At 69.3% G+C, this 16,675-nt stretch carries 13 protein-coding genes; 4 read left to right on the forward strand and 9 right to left on the reverse strand.

Translation table 11 applies throughout. The features are described from left to right. Positions 1–113: 113 nt before the first annotated feature. Positions 114–3,713, forward strand: coding sequence for an ABC transporter ATP-binding protein/permease (locus tag AC07RV_RS03080; protein WP_296782326.1), 3,600 nt, complete (start codon positions 114–116; stop codon positions 3,711–3,713). A 133-nt stretch (positions 3,714–3,846) separates the two neighbouring features. Here the strand turns inward: AC07RV_RS03080 and AC07RV_RS03085 are convergent, their stop codons facing one another. The 8 genes from AC07RV_RS03085 to AC07RV_RS03120 all read right to left on the reverse strand — a co-directional run bounded on the left by AC07RV_RS03085 (position 3,847) and on the right by AC07RV_RS03120 (position 12,435). Further along, complete coding sequence (locus AC07RV_RS03085; protein ID WP_296782328.1) at positions 3,847–4,398, reverse strand: hypothetical protein; 552 nt, start codon at positions 4,396–4,398, stop codon at positions 3,847–3,849. Between the two features lie 50 nt (positions 4,399–4,448). Beyond that, on the reverse strand, positions 4,449–4,940 hold the full coding sequence (locus AC07RV_RS03090) for a DUF3304 domain-containing protein (protein WP_296782329.1): 492 nt from the start codon (positions 4,938–4,940) through the stop codon (positions 4,449–4,451). A 50-nt stretch (positions 4,941–4,990) separates the two neighbouring features. Further along, complete coding sequence (locus AC07RV_RS03095) at positions 4,991–5,635, reverse strand: HD domain-containing protein (protein ID WP_296782330.1); 645 nt, start codon at positions 5,633–5,635, stop codon at positions 4,991–4,993. Between the two features lie 274 nt (positions 5,636–5,909). After that, positions 5,910–6,611, reverse strand: coding sequence for a TonB family protein (locus AC07RV_RS03100; protein WP_296782334.1), 702 nt, complete (start codon positions 6,609–6,611; stop codon positions 5,910–5,912). Then, complete coding sequence (locus AC07RV_RS03105; RefSeq protein WP_296782336.1) at positions 6,608–6,967, reverse strand: ExbD/TolR family protein; 360 nt, start codon at positions 6,965–6,967, stop codon at positions 6,608–6,610. The genes AC07RV_RS03100 and AC07RV_RS03105 overlap by 4 nt, the downstream gene beginning before the upstream one ends. A gap of 4 nt (positions 6,968–6,971) precedes the next feature. After that, on the reverse strand, positions 6,972–7,412 hold the full coding sequence (gene exbB, locus AC07RV_RS03110) for a TonB-system energizer ExbB (RefSeq protein ID WP_093349691.1): 441 nt from the start codon (positions 7,410–7,412) through the stop codon (positions 6,972–6,974). 21 nt (positions 7,413–7,433) lie between these two features. Next, complete coding sequence (locus AC07RV_RS03115; RefSeq protein WP_296782339.1) at positions 7,434–9,137, reverse strand: ShlB/FhaC/HecB family hemolysin secretion/activation protein; 1,704 nt, start codon at positions 9,135–9,137, stop codon at positions 7,434–7,436. Positions 9,138–9,228: 91 nt separating this feature from the next. Beyond that, entirely contained in the window at positions 9,229–12,435 is a 3,207-nt protein-coding gene (locus AC07RV_RS03120; RefSeq protein WP_296782340.1) for a GLUG motif-containing protein, read from the reverse strand. A gap of 236 nt (positions 12,436–12,671) precedes the next feature. Here AC07RV_RS03120 and AC07RV_RS03125 point away from each other — a divergent pair, with 236 nt between their 5' ends. From AC07RV_RS03125 to AC07RV_RS03135, 3 genes are all read left to right on the forward strand, one after another. After that, on the forward strand, positions 12,672–13,553 hold the full coding sequence (locus AC07RV_RS03125; protein WP_296782341.1) for a substrate-binding domain-containing protein: 882 nt from the start codon (positions 12,672–12,674) through the stop codon (positions 13,551–13,553). A gap of 101 nt (positions 13,554–13,654) precedes the next feature. Further along, positions 13,655–14,326, forward strand: coding sequence for a M24 family metallopeptidase (locus tag AC07RV_RS03130; protein WP_492713610.1), 672 nt, complete (start codon positions 13,655–13,657; stop codon positions 14,324–14,326). 13 nt (positions 14,327–14,339) lie between these two features. Further along, positions 14,340–14,840 (forward strand): guanylate cyclase, encoded by a 501-nt coding sequence (locus tag AC07RV_RS03135; protein ID WP_296782345.1) that lies wholly within the window; start codon positions 14,340–14,342, stop codon positions 14,838–14,840. 7 nt (positions 14,841–14,847) lie between these two features. Here AC07RV_RS03135 and AC07RV_RS03140 read toward each other — a convergent pair whose 3' ends face one another. Beyond that, a complete protein-coding gene (locus AC07RV_RS03140) occupies positions 14,848–16,668 on the reverse strand; it encodes a cytochrome c biogenesis protein DipZ (RefSeq protein WP_296782347.1) in 1,821 nt (606 codons plus the stop codon). Positions 16,669–16,675: the final 7 nt, after the last annotated feature.

Raw genomic sequence — 16,675 nt, forward strand, 5'->3', positions numbered from 1 at the left:
GGAGCGGCAAAGGGTGCAATCTATCTCAACCCAGGATTGAAAAACCATCGCTTTCGCCGCCCCGCGCGATGCATGACCATGACGGCCTTACAGGAAGAACCGATCGCACCACCATGTATTTCGATATTCGACTTTGGCAATTGACAGCGGGCCTGCGCCTGCAGATGGCGGGCGGCATCCTGCTCGGCCTGCTGGCGCTGGCGGCCGGCATCGCTCGCTATGTGTTCCTTGGCCAGCTGCTGGCGCGCGTGTTCGACGGCGCGCCCTACGGCGACTGGATCGCACCGGCGGCCTGGGTGGGCGCGATGGTGCTGCTGCGCGCGCTGTTCGACCATCTGCGCACGGTGCAGGCCAACCGCGCCTCGGCCGAGGTGCAGCAGGCGCTGCGCGCGCGGCTGTACGACCGCATCGTGGCGCTGGGCCCGGCCTGGTTCGCCAACCAGCGCACCGGCGGCGTGATGCTGACGGTGGTCGATGGCGTGGAACAGCTGCAGACCTTCTTCGGCCAGTACCTGCCGCAGGTCGTGATCGCGGCCGCGGCGCCGTTCGCCATCTTCGCGGTCATCGCCTTCTGGGACGTGCCGACCGCGCTCGTCTTCCTGGTCGCGGCGCTGTTCGCGCTGTTCGGGCCGATGGCCGTCCACATGCTCGACAGCCGCGCGAGCCTGGCGCGCACCCGCTCGCTCAATGCCTTCGGCGAGGAGTTCCTCGATGCCGTGCAGGGCCTGCCCACGCTGAAGGCCTACGGCCAGGGCAAGACCTGGGGCGAGCGTCTCGCGGCCCGCGCGCGCAAGCTCTCGGACAACACCTTCTGGGTGCTGTCGGTGAGCCTGCTGACGCGCGGCATCAGCGACCTCGGCGTGGCACTCGGTGCCGCGCTGGCGCTGACCCTGGGCGCCTGGCGCGTGACGGCCGGCGACATGAGCGTGGAAGCCCTGCTGATCGTGCTGATGGCCGGCACCGAGATCTTCCGTCCGCTGCGCGAGCTGCGTTCGGTGCTGCACCGGGGCATGCTGGGCCAATCGGCCGCGGCGAGCATCCATGCGCTGATGGATGCCGAGGCGCCGACTGCCGCACCCGACACACCGTCGAAAGCCGCCGAGCCGGCGCATCTCGCGCCCACCATCGAATTCGACGGCGTGGCCTTCTCCTACTCGCCGCAGCGCGCGGCCCACCAGGGCCTGTCGTTCCGCATCGCGGCCGGCGAACGCGTGGGCATCGTGGGCCCGAGCGGGGCCGGCAAGTCCACCATCGTGCGGCTGCTGCTGCGCGAGTTCGTGCCGCAATCGGGCACGGTCCGCGTCGGTGGCCACGACGTCAACGGCCTGGCCACGCAGACCCTGCTGGGCCACATGGCGCTGGTGAGCCAGGACATCACGCTGTTCCACGGCACGCTCGACGACAACCTGCGCCTGGGGCGGCCCGATGCCACCCACGAGCAGGTGCGTGCCGCGGCGCGGGCCGCCAACATCGATGACTTCATCATGGCGCTGCCGCAGGGCTACGCCACCCAGGTCGGCGAGCGCGGGCTGCAGCTCTCGGGCGGCCAGCGCCAGCGCGTGGCGATCGCGCGCGCCCTGCTGCGCGACGCCCCGATCCTGATCCTCGACGAGGCGCTGTCCTCGGTCGACACCGAGAACGAGGCGCTGATCCAGCAGGCGCTGGACCGCCTGATGGTCGGCCGCACCACGCTGATCCTCGCGCACCGCCTGGCCAGCATCATCGGCGCCGACCGCTGCCTGGTGCTCGATCAGGGGCGCGTGGTCGAGGAGGGCCGGCATGCGGTGCTGATGCAGCAGCAGGGCCTCTACCACCGCCTGATGCACGAGCAGGCCGTGGGCCTGGCTGGCGCGGCGCTCGTGCCCGTCGAAGCGCAGGCCGCATCGGTGCGGCGCGTTGCCGCGGAAGAGGAGGGCGATCGCGGCCCCGCGCTGCGTCCGCTCGACGCCGATGCCGCGCAGGTCGGCTGGAAGGCCACGCTCGCCACCTTGCTGTCGGTGGTGCGGCCCTGGCGCGGCACGCTGATCGCCACCATCCTGTTGGGCGTGGCGCGCGTCGCGGCCTTCATCGGCGTCGGCGTGCTCAGCGCGCTGGTGGTGGCCGCGATCCGCGACGACCGCGACACCTCGGCGCTGATCGTCGGCCTGCTGGTCGCGGCGCCGCTGGCCGCGCTGTTCCACTGGCTCGAGTCGTGGCTGGCCCACGCCATGGCCTACCAGCTGCTGGCCGACATGCGCGTCAAGCTCTACGACAAGCTCGAGCGGCTCGCGCCGGCCTACCTGCTGCAGCGTCGCTCGGGCGACCTGGTCGCGCTGGCCACGCACGACGTGGAGATGGTCGAGTACTTCTACGCCCACACCATCGCGCCGGCCATCGTCTCGGTGCTGGTGCCGCTGTCGGTGCTGGGTTTCCTCGCCGTGTACAGCTGGCCCGTGGCCCTCGCGCTGCTGCCGTTCCTGGCCTACGCACTGGTCTCGCCGATACGGGGCCGCCGCCAGGTCGATGCGCTCGGCGACCGCGCCCGCCATGCGCTGGGCGAGATGAGCGCCCATACCGCCGAGACCATCCAGGGCCTGGCCGACCTGACCGCCTTCCAGGCCACCGACCGCCGCCGCGCGCAGTTCCTCGAGGTGGCGGACCGCAGCCGCGCGCGGCGCCTGGACATCCTGGACGACCTGTCGCGCCAGACCGCCTGGTTCGAGATCGCGATGGGCCTCGGTGGCCTGGCCGTGGCCGTGGTCGGCGCGCTGCAGGTCGCGAGCGGCGCCTTGCCGGCCGGCATGCTGCCGCTGCTGGTGCTGATCGCGCTCGCCACCTTCCTGCCGGTGTCGGAGATCTCGCAGGTCAGCCGGCAACTGGCCGACACCATCGCGGCGACCCGCCGCCTGCACGTGGTCGAGAGCGAACCCGAGCCCGTGGTCGACGGCCCGCTGCCGCCGCCGACGGCCACCCACGGCCTGTCGCTGGCCTTCGAGCGCGTCTGCTTCGCCTATCCGGGCAAGGCGCAGGACACCCTGCACGAGCTCGGCTTCGAGGTGCCGGCCGGCGCCACCGTGGCCGTGGTCGGCGCCTCGGGTGCCGGCAAGAGCACCGTGGCGAGCCTGCTGCTGCGCTTCTGGGATCCGCGCCAGGGCAGCGTGAAGCTCGACGGCGTGGACGTGCGCGAGCTGCGGCTCGACGGCCTGCGTGAACGCGTCGCGCTGGTGTCGCAGGACACTTACCTGTTCAACGACACGCTCGAGGCCAACATCCGCCTGGCGCGCCCCGATGCCAGCGGCGAGGAACTCGCCCTCGCGCTCGACCGCGCCGCGCTGACGGACTTCGTGCGCACGCTGCCCGAGGGCCTGGCCACTCGCGTCGGCGAACGCGGCATGCAGCTGTCGGGCGGCCAGCGCCAGCGCATCTCGATCGCGCGCGCCTTCCTCAAGAACGCGCCGGTGCTGATCCTCGACGAGGCCACCTCGCACCTCGACACGCTGTCGGAGCTGCAGGTGCGCGGCGCGCTCGATGCGCTGATGCGGCACCGGACCACGCTCGTGATCGCGCACCGGCTGTCGACCATCCGCGATGCCGACCTGATCCTGGTGCTGGAGAACGGCACGCTGGCGGAAGCCGGCACGCACGACGAGCTGCTGCGGCGGCAGGGCGTGTACGCGAAGCTCGCGAGCCACCAGGGGGCGGGGGCCGTGCAGCAGCAGTGGGCGCGGGCGTGAGAAGAGGGAAGAGGGAAGAGGGCGCGCCGCGGCCTGCAAGCTCGTCGCGGGATGAAAGAAGCACGCCATCGAAACGAGGACGATCGGGGGCATGCCGGAAGAGGTGCCCTCCAGCCGGCGTGAGCGCGCCGAACTAGCGCCCCAGTTCGATCACTTCGTAGCCCTTGGCGTTCGGCCGAACGCTGTCGATCGCTTCGGTGCCGCCCGGCTTGTCGCCGTCGACGAAGCGCTGGATCAGATAGCGATGCGCCGTCTCGAGCCGGCCACCGGGCGGGAACACCAGCAGGGTTTCGGTCTTGCCCAGGTACAACCAGCGCGGCGCATGGCGCTCGGCGAAATCGAAACGCTGGAAGCGCTGTCCGGCCGCGTCGTGGACCATGACCATGCCGCGCGGATAGCCGGCCGACATGAAATCCCCCATCACCACCAGCGCGCGGCGCGTCCGGCCGGCACAGCGTATGCGGACCTCCGAACCGCGCGAGTCCTCGGCCTCGCCGTCGAACAGCAGCCGCCTGGACGCCTTGCCTTCGCGCACGTGGTAGACATGGGAGCCCGCGATGGCATCGGTACGCAGGACCTCGACGACCCGCGGCGCGCCGGGCGCGCCCAGATCGCAAGACAGGGGCGTGCCGGCGAACGCCAAGGCGGGACCGAGCAGGCTCAAGCCAAGGGTGAGGCGGATCATTGCGGGGCCCTTCATGGCGTTGCTGCGCGACCCGCCTCGTTCATGCCTTCTCAAAACTTGAAGCCCGCGGGTTTCCGGGGCCCGCGCGGGCCCGGATAGTCGGGCACATAGGCGTCGGAATTGCTGATGACCAGCCGAACCTCGTTGTCGGGCAGGAAGTGCACGTTCATCGTCGACCCGGTGCGGTCATAGCGGTCGACCGGCACGGTCTTCTCGTGCCACGCCTCGTTCAGCGGTCCCTTGGGATCGGAGTTGCTCGTCCTCCAGCGCACGACCGCGGTCAGGCCGGGTGTCCATTGCCGCGGGTACACGATGCAGCACACGAAGCTGCCGCCGCCGCCATAGGCGAAGGCGTTGGCGCCGAACTGGCCGTTGACCCAGTACTCGTGGATGTAGTCCGGCGTGTGGTTGTAGGCGCTCAGGTTCGCCGTGGCCTTGGCGGGCGCGGCGGCCTTGGCGTTCACGCCCGGACTGTCGGGGGCGGCTTGCGCGCAAGCGGCCATCGAAATTCCCAGCACCAGCCCTGTGATCGTCGTATGCATGCGCGCGATTCTCGTGCAGCGCGCTGGAAAACAGGAAAGAGGACGGCGCCTCAGCCCTGCCACTTCGACGCATGGATGATGCTGCACATGTCCGCGCGATGGAAATGCGGATCCTTGTGCGCCAGCACGTCGTCGTTGAAGGTGCCGAAGGTGCTGTCGGGACGGTGCTTGAGCCCCTGGTAGAAGGCCTCGATGATGCCGTGCTTGAAATCGGCCTCGCGCGGAAAGGCGCGCACGACCGCCTCGCGCTGCGCGTCGCTGTAGTCGTCGTAGCCACGACCGGCCACGTCCATGCCGGCGCCCGCCTGCACGAGCGCGATCTCCGCGCGCATGAACTGCGGGATGCCCGGCGTGGTGTGCAGCGCGACCGCATTCCACACCGTCTCGATGTCGTGCTCGGAGATTCCGTGCCCTTGCAGGAAATCGCGCGCGGCGTTGGCGCCGTCCACCTCGAAGCGCAGCTGGCTGGTCTGGTAGCGCGCGGTGAGGCCGATGTCATGGAACATAGCGGCCGCATAGAGCAGCTCGAGGTCGTACTTCAAACCCTTGCGATCGCCCGCCAGCACACCCCAGCAGTAGACGCGGGCCGAGTGGTGAAAGAGCAGCTCGCTTTCGGTGTCGCGGATGAACTGGGTCAGCTCGCGCGCGAGCCTGCTGTCGGGGATGCGGATGCCGGCGATGTCCTGGGGTGCCATGGGTGTCTCGGTCGTTGATCTGCCGCGAAAGCGGCGGAAAACCGATCATGGATGGAACATCGTCCGATGGGAATTGGCATCTCTGCAATGGCGTGTTGCAGCCCCTTCAATATCCCGGAACCAAAGCACCGGCCGCACAACCCGAGCGCCTCCCGTGCACAGGGCAGCGGGTGCTTCCCGCAGCGAAATCAAGGAGGAGGCCGAAGGCCGGGGGACATTCGCGGAGGGAAGTACCCGCTGCCCTGTGCACGCGCCCCGAACAGCAAGCCAAGAATCACTGCCGCTCCTGAACGAACCCGATAGCGATCGCCACCTCCATCCGCCGCGGCGGTTTCTCGAACGGCGCACCGGCCTGCGCCGCCCGCATCGCGCTCTCGTCGAGCACCGGGTAGCCGCTGCTCTTCGCCACCGCCAGCGAGCCCGACAGGATGTTCCCTTCCTCCGTCAGCGTGAAGCGGATCGTCGGCGCGCCCACATAGCCGGCCTCGCGCGCTTCGGCCGGATAGACCAGCTTGCCCTGGATCGCCTTGCGCAGCCCCGCGAGGTACTTGCGCAGGGCATCCGCGCCATCGTCGCGTGCGCGCACGGTCTGCTGCATGCGGTCTTCCTCGGCGGCATTCGCGACCGGCGGCTGCGCGGCCACGGGCGTCTGTGTCGGCGGCTCCGGCGCGGCGCGCACGGGTTCTTCCACGCGCGCCACCTGCACCGGGCTCGGCGCGACCTGGCGCGGCACCGGCGCGCGCTCGCGCGTCTCCTTTCGCGCCACCGGCTTCGGCTGCGGCGTCGGGGGGGGCGGCTCCGCAGGCCGTGCCACCTGCTGCTGCTCGACCTGGCGGTTGCTCACCAGGCCCAGCAGGTCCACCACCAGTTGCTCGCGCGACGGCGGTGGCGCCTCGGGCCGCGCGCGCACCAGCCACGGCAGCACCAGTGCCGCATGCAGCAGCACCGAGAGGCCGAGGCCGATCGCGAACCTCATCGCGGCGCCGGCTCCGTCTGCACGGCCACCTTGGCGAAGCCCAGTTGCTTCAGCACATCGGCCACGTCGATGAAGCGCTGCAGCTGCACCGTGCGGTCGGCACGCAGCAGGAAGGGCGTCTGCTTGTCCATCGCCGCGAGCCGGGTCTTGAGCGTGTCGGCGTTCAGGGCCTCGCCGCCGAAGTGGATCGTGCCCGCCGCATCGATCACGATGGTCTGCGTCTGCGAGGTGTCCGCGGGGCTCGCGCTGGCCTGCGGCAGGTTGACCGGAATCCGCCCGCTCGCGATGAAGCTCGAGGTCGTCAGCACGATGGTGAGCAGCACCAGCATGATGTCGACGAAGGGGAGCATGTTCATGCTGTCAATCGGCTTTTCGGTCACGCGCGATCTCCCATTCGAGGATCAACACCTGCACCTTGCGCAGCAGCGTGTTGTAGAGCACCACCGACACCAGCGCCACCCCCAGGCCCACGGCCGTGGCCTTCAGCGCGAGCGCGAGGCCGACCATGATCTTGCCGGTGTCGATGGAGGCGTCCTGACCCATGTTGTAGAAGGTCAGCATGATCCCGAACACCGTGCCCAGCAGGCCCAGGTAGGGCGCATTGCTCGCCACCGAGGCGATGACGAAGAGCTTGCGCGTGAGCACCAGCTCGAGCGACTTGATGTCGCGGATCGCGTGGGTGTCGATGCGGCTGTAGAGCCAGGCGCGTTCGATGCCGATCGCGACCACGAAGACGCTCAGCACCACCAGCAGTCCGATGACGCCGTAGTCGATGGCGCCGGCGAGCCAGTTCATGTTCATTCCGTGCTCCTCGTCGGTGTCTCAGAACAGCACGCCGGCCTGCACCAGCACGCGCGTGCGGCTCTCGCGCACGATCTCCTGCGGCCGCGCGCCGATGGCGCGCGCGACCTGCAGCCGCCCGAACAGCGCGCCATGGCGTGCCTGGTAGCCGATGCCCACGTCCGACAGGCGCACGCCGTTGCGCGTGGCGTAGTCGGCGTTCTGCAGCCAGGCGCGTCCGAGGTCGGCGAAGACGCCCACCGAATGCGTGAGCCCCTCGGGCGCCGGCAGTGCGTAGCGCACCTCGGCGTTGAGCAGGTAGCCGTTGTCGCCGCTCACCCATTCGCGGTACGCCCTCACGCCGTTGGGCCCCGAGATGCTCATCTGCTCGCTGCCGTCGAGGTTCTTGTTGCGCAGCGCCTTCTGCAGGCTCAGCGCGCTGCTCGCGGTCCAGCCTTTGGCGAATTCCACGTTGGCGGCCAGCCGCAGGTTCAGGTGCGCGAAGTCGCCAGCCGTGTTGGCGCCGGCCCGGTTGAGCGCCACCTGCGCGGGGTTGTCGATGTCGAGGTGGCCGTAGCTGAACCCGGCGACGACGCTGGTGTAGCCCGGCCGGCCCAGCAGCTGGCCCCAGCGCTCGTGCTGCACGGCGAAGGTCGCGACCCTGGTGGTCTTGCGGTCGACGCTCTCGACCGCGCCCACCTCGTCGCGCAGATGGCGCTGCGCGAGGTTCAGGCTCAGCGACAGGTTCTGCTCGCGGCTGCGCAGCAGCGGATAGCTCAAGGTGGCCTCGACCGTGCGCGCCCGGCCTTTGGCCTCGAGGTCGTCGTAGTCGCCGCCCAGGTGATAGGTGGTGCGCGCGGCGGCGAGCTCCAGCCGCAGGCCGCTCGCGGTCAGCGGAAAGCCGTAGGCCACGCGGGCGTTGTCGAGGCCGCCGCCTTCTGTGCCCATCAGGTTGAGGCTCAGTCGGTCGGCGATGCCGAAGGGCGAGTTGATGTCGAGTCCCGCGCTCAGCCGGTTCTTGCCGGTGTAGAGCGAGCCCTGGTTGTCGACCAGCGCATAGCCCGCGAGGCGCTTGCCTTCACCCACCTCGGCATCGAAGTCCGAGCTGCCTGGGGCTTCGCCCGGCGAGATCGTGAGGCGGGGCAGGGTGGCGCCGGGCATGTCGCCGACCAGCAGCATCGCGCGCTCGAGCTGCGCGCGGGACACCGGCTGGCCCGCCTGCAAGGGCGCGAACGCATCGGCCACCGTCGCGTCGCGCACCAGCGAGCGGTTCTTGAGCGTGAGCTTGCCGTAGCTGCCGATCAGGACCCGGATCGTCAGCGTGCCGGCGCTCGCGTCCTGCCGCGGCACGTAGGCGCGCGCCACCAGATAGCCGCGGTCGCGCAGCAGCGCCGTGACCCGGCCCGCGGCCTGCTCGATCTCGGCCATCGACAGCGCGCGGCCGCGATAGGGATCGAGCGCGGCCTGCAGCTCGGCGGGCGGAATCTCGTCGGCGCCCTCGACCTTGAAGTCGCGCACCGTCAGCGTCTCGCCGGCCGGCAGTGCCAGCGGCCGCTCGGGCTGCTCCACGATCACCGGCGCGGGCGGCTGGCTCGTGGTGCCCGGCGGGCGCGGCGGCTGGGCTTCGCGCAACGCATCGCCGCTGCCGTAGTTGGGAATGGGCGCCACCTGGGCCTGGCCACTGGTGGCGAGCGTGCAGAGCACCGAGAAGGCGGCGAGCGCGGGATGCGCCCGGCGTGAGGACAAGACGGGACGAAGGGAATTCATGTCGCAACGGGAACGAGGAGGAGAAGGGGAGGCGGAACCGGCCATGCCGTCCCGCCGCGGGGCGGCGATGTCAGCGCGGCGTCGACGGCTGCGCCGCGGGCGCCTTGGCGCCTTCGTCCTCGAGTTCGAACACCTTGCCGTCGATCTCGATGCGTTCCACGTTGGCGGAGAAGCTGCGCCGGTCGGCGAAGACGATGTTGTCGGCCAGTGCCGCGGCTCGTTGCGTGAGGCCGGCCGTCGTCTGGACGGCGGGGCGTTCCGGCTGGCGCTGGGCCTCCGAGGTCGCGGCGGCCGCGAGACGCGAACCCGTCTGCGCGCGCTCCTGCAGCGCCGCGGCGCGCGCTGCGGCTTGCGCGGCGGCGACGGCGGCCGCCTGCGCTTCGGCGGCGGCCTGCGCCGCGGCCTCGCTCGATGCACGGGCGGCTGCTTCCGCCGCGGCTTGTGCCGCCGCGGCTGCGCGGGCCGCCGCTTCGGCTGCTGCTTGCGCCGCTGCTTCGGCCGCCGCATCGCGGTAGGTGCTGTTGGTGATGGTGCCCGAGCCCGTGTTGTTTCCGATCAGGCGGCCCGTGGTGTCGTTACCGTGGATGACCGAGCCGGTGGCATGCGAGTTGTCGACGTTGCCATCCTGCATGCGGCCCACCAGCCCGCCGGTGAAGTCGAAGTCGGCGCCGCCCGTCACGTTGCCGCTGGCGCGCGAGTTGAGGATCGAGCCACCGTCCATCTGCCCCACCAGGCCACCGGCCGCGTAGGAACCGAACACGTTGCCGCTCGAGAAGGAGTCCGTGATGAGGCCCGAGTTGCCGCCGACCAGACCGCCCGCGATCTCGCCCCTGACATTGCCCGTGGCATGCGATCCGGAGATGGTGCCGCTGTTCCCGCCGACCAGGCCGCCCACGCCGGCGCTGACCGGTCCGCCGTTCACGTCGCCGGTGGCATAGGAGTTGGTGATTCTCGCGTCGGGACCTCCGTTGCTGCCGACCAGTCCGCCCACCGAAGCGCCGAAAGCCGTGACGACGCCGCTCGCATGCGAGCCCGAGATGGTGCTGCCGTTGTTCCAGCCGACCAGGCCGCCGACGTTCTGGGAGGCGTTGCTCGCGCCGCCTCTCACGTTGCCGCTGGCGTAGGAGTCGACGATGCTGGCGCCCCCGAGGTTTTGTCCGGCCAGGCCGCCGACGTTGGAGTCTCCGCCCGTCACGTTGCCCGTGGCGTAGCTGTTGGTCACGGACGCGGTGGCGCCGCTGTTGATGCCGACGAGGCCGCCGACGGAGCTCGTGTTGTCCGATACCGTCACGTTGCCAGTGGCGTGGGAGTCGGCGATGGTGCCGTTGATGTTGCCGCCGACCAGCCCGCCGATGTTTCCGTTGAGCAGGCCGGAGCTGGTGTCGGTGACCACCGAGACGTTGCCGGTGGCGCTGGAGCGAAGAATCTTGTAGGTCGCGCCGAAGTTCCTGCCCACCAGTCCGCCGATGTAGCTGAAGCCGCCCGTGTAGCGTGTCGATGCGCTCACGGCAGCGGTCGAAAAGGAGTCCGCGATGATGCCGTTGCCGACGATGAACTCCCCGGTGTCGGGGTTGAAGCTGGTCCCGTTGTATCCCACCAGGCCGCCCACGTTGACGACGCCCTGCACCGACCCCGTGACGTAGGCCTGGCTGATGCCGCCGCCGAAGTTTTCCCCGACCAGTCCGCCGACCCGGCCGTAGCCGCTGACGTCGACGCCGATCAGGCCGATGTCGCGGATCGTGCTGTCGACCTGCGCCGTTCCGATCAGGCCCACCGGCGTCTGCAGGTAGTCGTTGTGCACCGGCTCCAGGATCCTCAAGTTGCTGATGGTGTGGCCCAGGCCCGCCAGCGTGCCCGAGAGCGAGGACACCAGCGCGCTGCCGTAGGTCTTGCCCGAGGCATCGAGATTGCCCGCGAGCGCATAGCGGCCCGCCGCGTCACCGCCCGCGTCGTCGATCTTCTCCAGGTCGCTCATGCTGTGGATCAGCGTGTAGGCCTGCCCATTCATCGCGAGCGTCGCATTGGCACCGCTCAGCGTGACCGACGCGCCCTGGCTCATGTCGATGCGGTAGTCGCCACCGTAGTTGAGCTTCAGCCCCGCGCGCGCGCCCGTCGCGGTGATCGGCGCATCGATGCGCACGTCGTTGGCGGCACTCAGCGTGAGCGCGGTGTTGGCCGACCAGTTCACACCTTGGCCGACGTAGAGGTGGCCATCGGCGCCGTTCCCGCCCCTCGATGAAATCACCACGTTGTTGCTGCCCAGCTGCCTGCCGAGCTGGGCACCGCTGATGTTCGCGCCAGCACCGATGGTGAAGGCATCGGAAGCCAGCGTCCACGTGCCGGTGTCGCCGTTCGCGGCCTTGGTGGTGACCACGGCGTCGTCCGACACGCGCACGCTGCGGCCCGAGGTCTCGACGGTTCCGCCGCCGCCGGTCGCGGGCGAGGAGGCATCGAGCGTTCCGCCCACGTTGGCCGTGCCGCCGTCGGCGCGCAAGACGATGCGGCCCTTGAGATCGTCCATCGTGCGCGCCTGCACGATGCCCGTGTTGTTGACCTGGCTGCCCAGCAGCTCGTCGGCCGCCTTCGCGGTGAGGATCACCGTGCCGCCGTCGGCCTGGATGGCGCCCTTGTTCTCGACCAGCGCACCGAGCGCGCCTTCGTCGATGCTGAGGCTCACCAGCGAATCGCCGTTGAAGTTGAGGCTGATCTTCTCGCCGCTGCCCAGCGCCACCGTGCCCTTGGTGGCGACGATCACGCCCTGGTTCGACACCGAGCGGCCGAGCAGCGCGACGTAGCCGCCCGGGGCCGCGGTGAGCGTGCCCATGTTGATGACCGAACCGCTGCCGCCGTTGCCGCTGAACACATAGCGCCCGGCATTGAAGTCCGCGTCGCTGAGGTTCAGCGTGCTGGCCACGAGGCCGGCCGTGTTCACGCTGCTGCCGCGGGTGAACAGCACGCCGTTGGAGTTGATCAGGAAGACCTTGCCATTGGCATTGAGCGCGCCCTCGATCACGCTGCGTTCGTTGCCGACCACGCGATTGAGCGTGATCGCCGAGGCATTGGGCTGGTTGAAATTGACGGTTTCGCCGGCGGCGATGCCGAAGCCCTGCCAGTTGATGCTCGCGCGTTGCGTGCTCTGGTCGATGCGCGTCACGCTGCCCGCCTGGCCGATGGTGGCGCTGCCGCTGGTGACCGTGCCGCCCTGCGGCGCGGCCGTGGCGATGGATGAATAAGAACAAAGCAACGCGTAAATGGCCGCGCATACTTTCGAACTCAATTCGGGAACATGGCCAGTGTATTTTTTCGTGGTCTTCTTCATTTGTTCACCTGTCTCGTTATATTTTTGAGAGTATAGCGTCCGTGATTTTTTTCGCGCCATAGGACGATTTCCAGTCGCCAGAGCCTTCAATTCAATGCCTATGCATTACCCGAATGCTATGCAACCTATATGCAAGCCTATATAGCGCGAAAGATTCACACGCAGTCATTCATCCAATTCTTCGAGGAGATAACGTGAAAAAGCTTTCGATCAGAAAAATTACCCTGAGCGTTTCGGCATCGGTGCTGATGCTGGGTTCGTCCGCCACCTGGGCGCAGTCGATCACCGTGGCCGTGGCCGCGAATTTCCAGGGCGCGATGGTCCAGCTCGTCAATGCCTTCGGGGCCTCGGGCCTGCCGTTCTCGGGCAGCAGCTTCACCGTGACCTATGGCGCGACGGGCGATTTCCAGACGGCGATCAACACCGCGCTGGCCGCGCCCGGCGGCACCACGCCCTATGACCTGTTCTTCGCGGCCGACGACACCACACCGGCAGCCCTGCGCACCGGCCATCCCACCGTGGTGCAGGTGCCGTTCCGCTATGCCGAGGGCAAGCTGATCCTGTGGTCCAAGTACGGCCCGAACGTGAGCACCAGCGGTTCGAGCGGCTTCACCAATCCCGCGAGCTACGCCTATGCGAACGGCCAGGTCGCGATCGCCAACCCGGTCACCGCGCCGTACGGCACCGCGGCCCAGCAGGTGCTGAGCCGGGTCAACGCCATCACCTACCCGGGCGGTGCCTACGACGCCAAGTTCGCGCAGTACACGACCATCGGCACCACCTACACGGCGGTGAACGCGAGCACCAGCGCCACGACCTATCCCAACGTCGGCTTCGTCGCCAAGTCGCAGCTGTGCGACAGCAGCACCGGCGCCATCCGCACGCCGCTGACCGGCACCTACTTCGAGTACACGCCGGCCACGGTGAACGGCAACCCGCCGCATGACCGCCTGCTGCAGGACGCCGTGGCGATCCGCGGCCGCGCCGGCTCGACCAACGCCGCGGTCGACGCCTTCATCGCCTACGTGGGCAGCACGGCCGGTCGCGCGATCATCCTGAAGAACTGCTACATCTAGGGCAGAGGCATCGCCGGCGGGGGCGGGAGTGGGCATCGCTGTATTTTGTAAGATACAGCGATTGCCTCGATCCAGGCAGATGGATACCGCCGATGACCATGATGCTTCCCGAACTGCTCCGATCCGCCGTCACCGAGGCAGGGTTGCCATTGGCGGCCCTGCGACGCGCACGCTCGCTGTCGCAGCGCGCGGTCCGACAGATCGCTGCGGGTATCCGGCCCGGCATGACGCATGCGCAGGCCACGGCCCTGGCGGCGGCGACGCTGCAGGCGCTGGAGATGGAACGCAACTGGCATCCGGTCGCGATCCGCTTCGGCGAGGACACGCTCAAGACCGCCAGGGACGCGTCCGACCCGGCTCGCGTGCTCGGCGAGCAGGACATCTTCTTCATCGACATCGGCCCCGTGTGGGAAGGCCATGAAGGCGACGCCGGCGAGACCTTCGTGGTCGGCGGCGATCCCCAGATGGAAGACTGCGCGAGAACCGTGCGCGCGATCTGGCAGGAAGTGAGTTCGCGCCTGTGCACCGAGGGCCTCGACGGCGAGGCGCTGTATGCCTATGCGACGCAGCGTGCGCAGGCGAGGGGATGGCGCCTCAACCTGGGCCTCCACGGGCACCGTGTGGGCGGCTTCCCGCCTGCGATCCCCGCGGCCGGGCGCGGTCCGGGACTCTGGGTGCTGGAGATCCAGATCGCGCATCCGACACGCCCGTTCGGCGCGTTCTACAAGGACCTGCTCATCGCGGACGAAGTGGTGCACGAAGCCATCTGCTAGCGCGCACTACCCGATGATGTCCACCTTGCCCACGCCACCGAGGCGGCGACTCGAAGCCACGGCGGATTCGGTCCTGTCGCTCATCCAGGCGCAGGCCTTCGAACACGCACTGCGGGCCCTGAATGCGGCGGTTCCGCACCGCTTCACCGCCATCTTCAAGGTCGACGGCGATCAGGTCAGGAACGTACTGCTGATCGACAAGCTGGGACAACCACGGCCCGAACGCTTCGCCGTGTTTCCGCTGGCGGACAGCTTCTGCCGGTTCGTGCTGCGCGACGCCTTCCTTCACGTCGAGGACTCCTCCCAGGAGGCGCTGCTCGACGGCAGTCCCTACCAGGGAATGATCCGGGCCTACCACGCGGTCGCTCTGACGCTGCTCGATGCGCGGGTCGTCGGAACGCTGAGCCACTTCGACACCGCGCCGCAGAAACTCGACGACGCGGATTTCGGCCTGCTCGTGCTGGCCGCCCGGACGCTGCCCGACTACCTGGTGAACGCGGCGATCTGGGACTAGCGCGCGATCAACCGAAGGTGAACGCGAAGGCCTCCACGCCCGGATCGAGAAACTCGATCTCGAAGCGCCGATCCGCCACCGCGCCGCGCTGCCGCACCAGCTGGTAGAGACGCTGGCCGTCGACCACCCCGTTGCCTTGTGCATCGATGTCGATGCCGTGGTCGTCCCCGGGCGGCTTGCCGTCGATGGTCACCTTGATGCGCACGGGATGCCCCGGCGTCGTCGATCCGAGCACGAGGTGCAGGTCGCGCGCATGGAAGCGGTAGGCGATGCGGCCCCGTGCCTTGTCGAGCACGGCGCTTTGCCCGCCCACGGTCCAGCTGCCGCCGAGCGCCCACTGGTTGGCCTCGAGCCGGGACGGCGCCGTGTAGCCGTGCACCTTGCCGCGGACCGGGCCGCCGGGCGAGACGAAGTTCTCGGCGCGTTCGTAGCCGATGTAGGTCTCGGGCGATCTCAGGTTCGCGCCGTCCGCCGCGACCTGCGCGCCTTGCGCCTCGACCTTGACGAGCTCGGCGGGCATCGCGCCTTGCCCGGCTTCGGCCAGCAGCTGCCGGATGACCTGCTCCGACTCGTCGTAGGCGCCCTCGCCGAAGTGGTGATGGCGGATGCGTCCCTGCGCGTCGATGAAGTAGTGCGCGGGCCAGTACTCGTTCCTGAAGGCGCGCCAGATCGCATAGTCGTTGTCGACCGCCACCGGGTAGTCGAGCTGCAGGTCCTTCACGGCCTTGCGCACGTTGTCGAGCTTCTTCTCGAAAGCGAACTCCGGCGCGTGCACGCCGATCACCACCAAGCCCTTGTCCTTGTACTTCTCGGCCCATGCGCGCACGTAGGGGAGGGCGCGCAGGCAGTTGATGCAGGAGTAGGTCCAGAAGTCGATCAGCACCACCTTGCCGCGCAGGGCATCCATGCGCAGGGGCGGCGAGTTGAGCCATTGCACGGCGCCGTCGAGCGAGGGGGCCTGGTCTTCGACCGGCAGCGCCGCGACGCCGCCGCCCTCGGCCCGCATCGCGGTATTGGCGGCCATCATGGCGTTGCCGGGCGCCATCATCACGGTGGAATCGGGGCCGGTCGTCACCAGCGTCGATTCATCCCTGGGCCGTACCTTGTCGATCAGCGCCTGCTCGACCGAGGCGGTTCCCGCCAGCGAGAGCTGCGCCAGCACACCGGTGTCCAGCCCCAGCGCGATGGCCGCCACGCCGCACAGCAGGGCCGCGCCGATGCCGCGGCGGATCCATTCGCCCGCGCCCAGCGACCGCTTCATGGCCTTGAACAGCCGTCCGCCCACCAGCAGCGCACCGGCCAACGAGGTGGCCGCGCCCGCCGCGTAGGCCAGCAGCAGCAGCGAGGTCCGGACACTGGCGCCACCCAGTGCCGCGCCGGTCAGCACCAGTCCGAGGATGGGGCCGGCACAAGGCGCCCACAGCAGGCCCGTGGCCACGCCGAGCAGCAGCGACGTGCCGAAGGCGGAGCGCGGCGATCCGCCCGCACCGGTGGTTTCGGCCGAGGCGGACAGCCGCTCGCCCCAGCCCACGAGCGGCCGTGCGAGCCGCTCGGACAGCCCCGGCAGCAGCAGCGCCAGGCCGAACAGCGCCATCAGCACGATCGCCACGACGCGCCCGTACTGGTTCGCCTGCACGGCCCAGCCACCGCCGACCGCGGCCAGCGAGGCCACGGCCGCGAAGGTCAGCGCCATGCCGATCAGCAGCGGCAGCCCGTTCTTCATGAAGGGCCGGTCGCCACGCGCGAACACGAAGGGCAGCACCGGCAGGATGCAGGGGCTCAGGATGGTCAGGACCCCGCCCAGATAGGCGACGACGAACAGCAGCATGGTGGAA

Source organism: Variovorax sp. GW821-FHT09B01 (assembly GCF_059418345.1).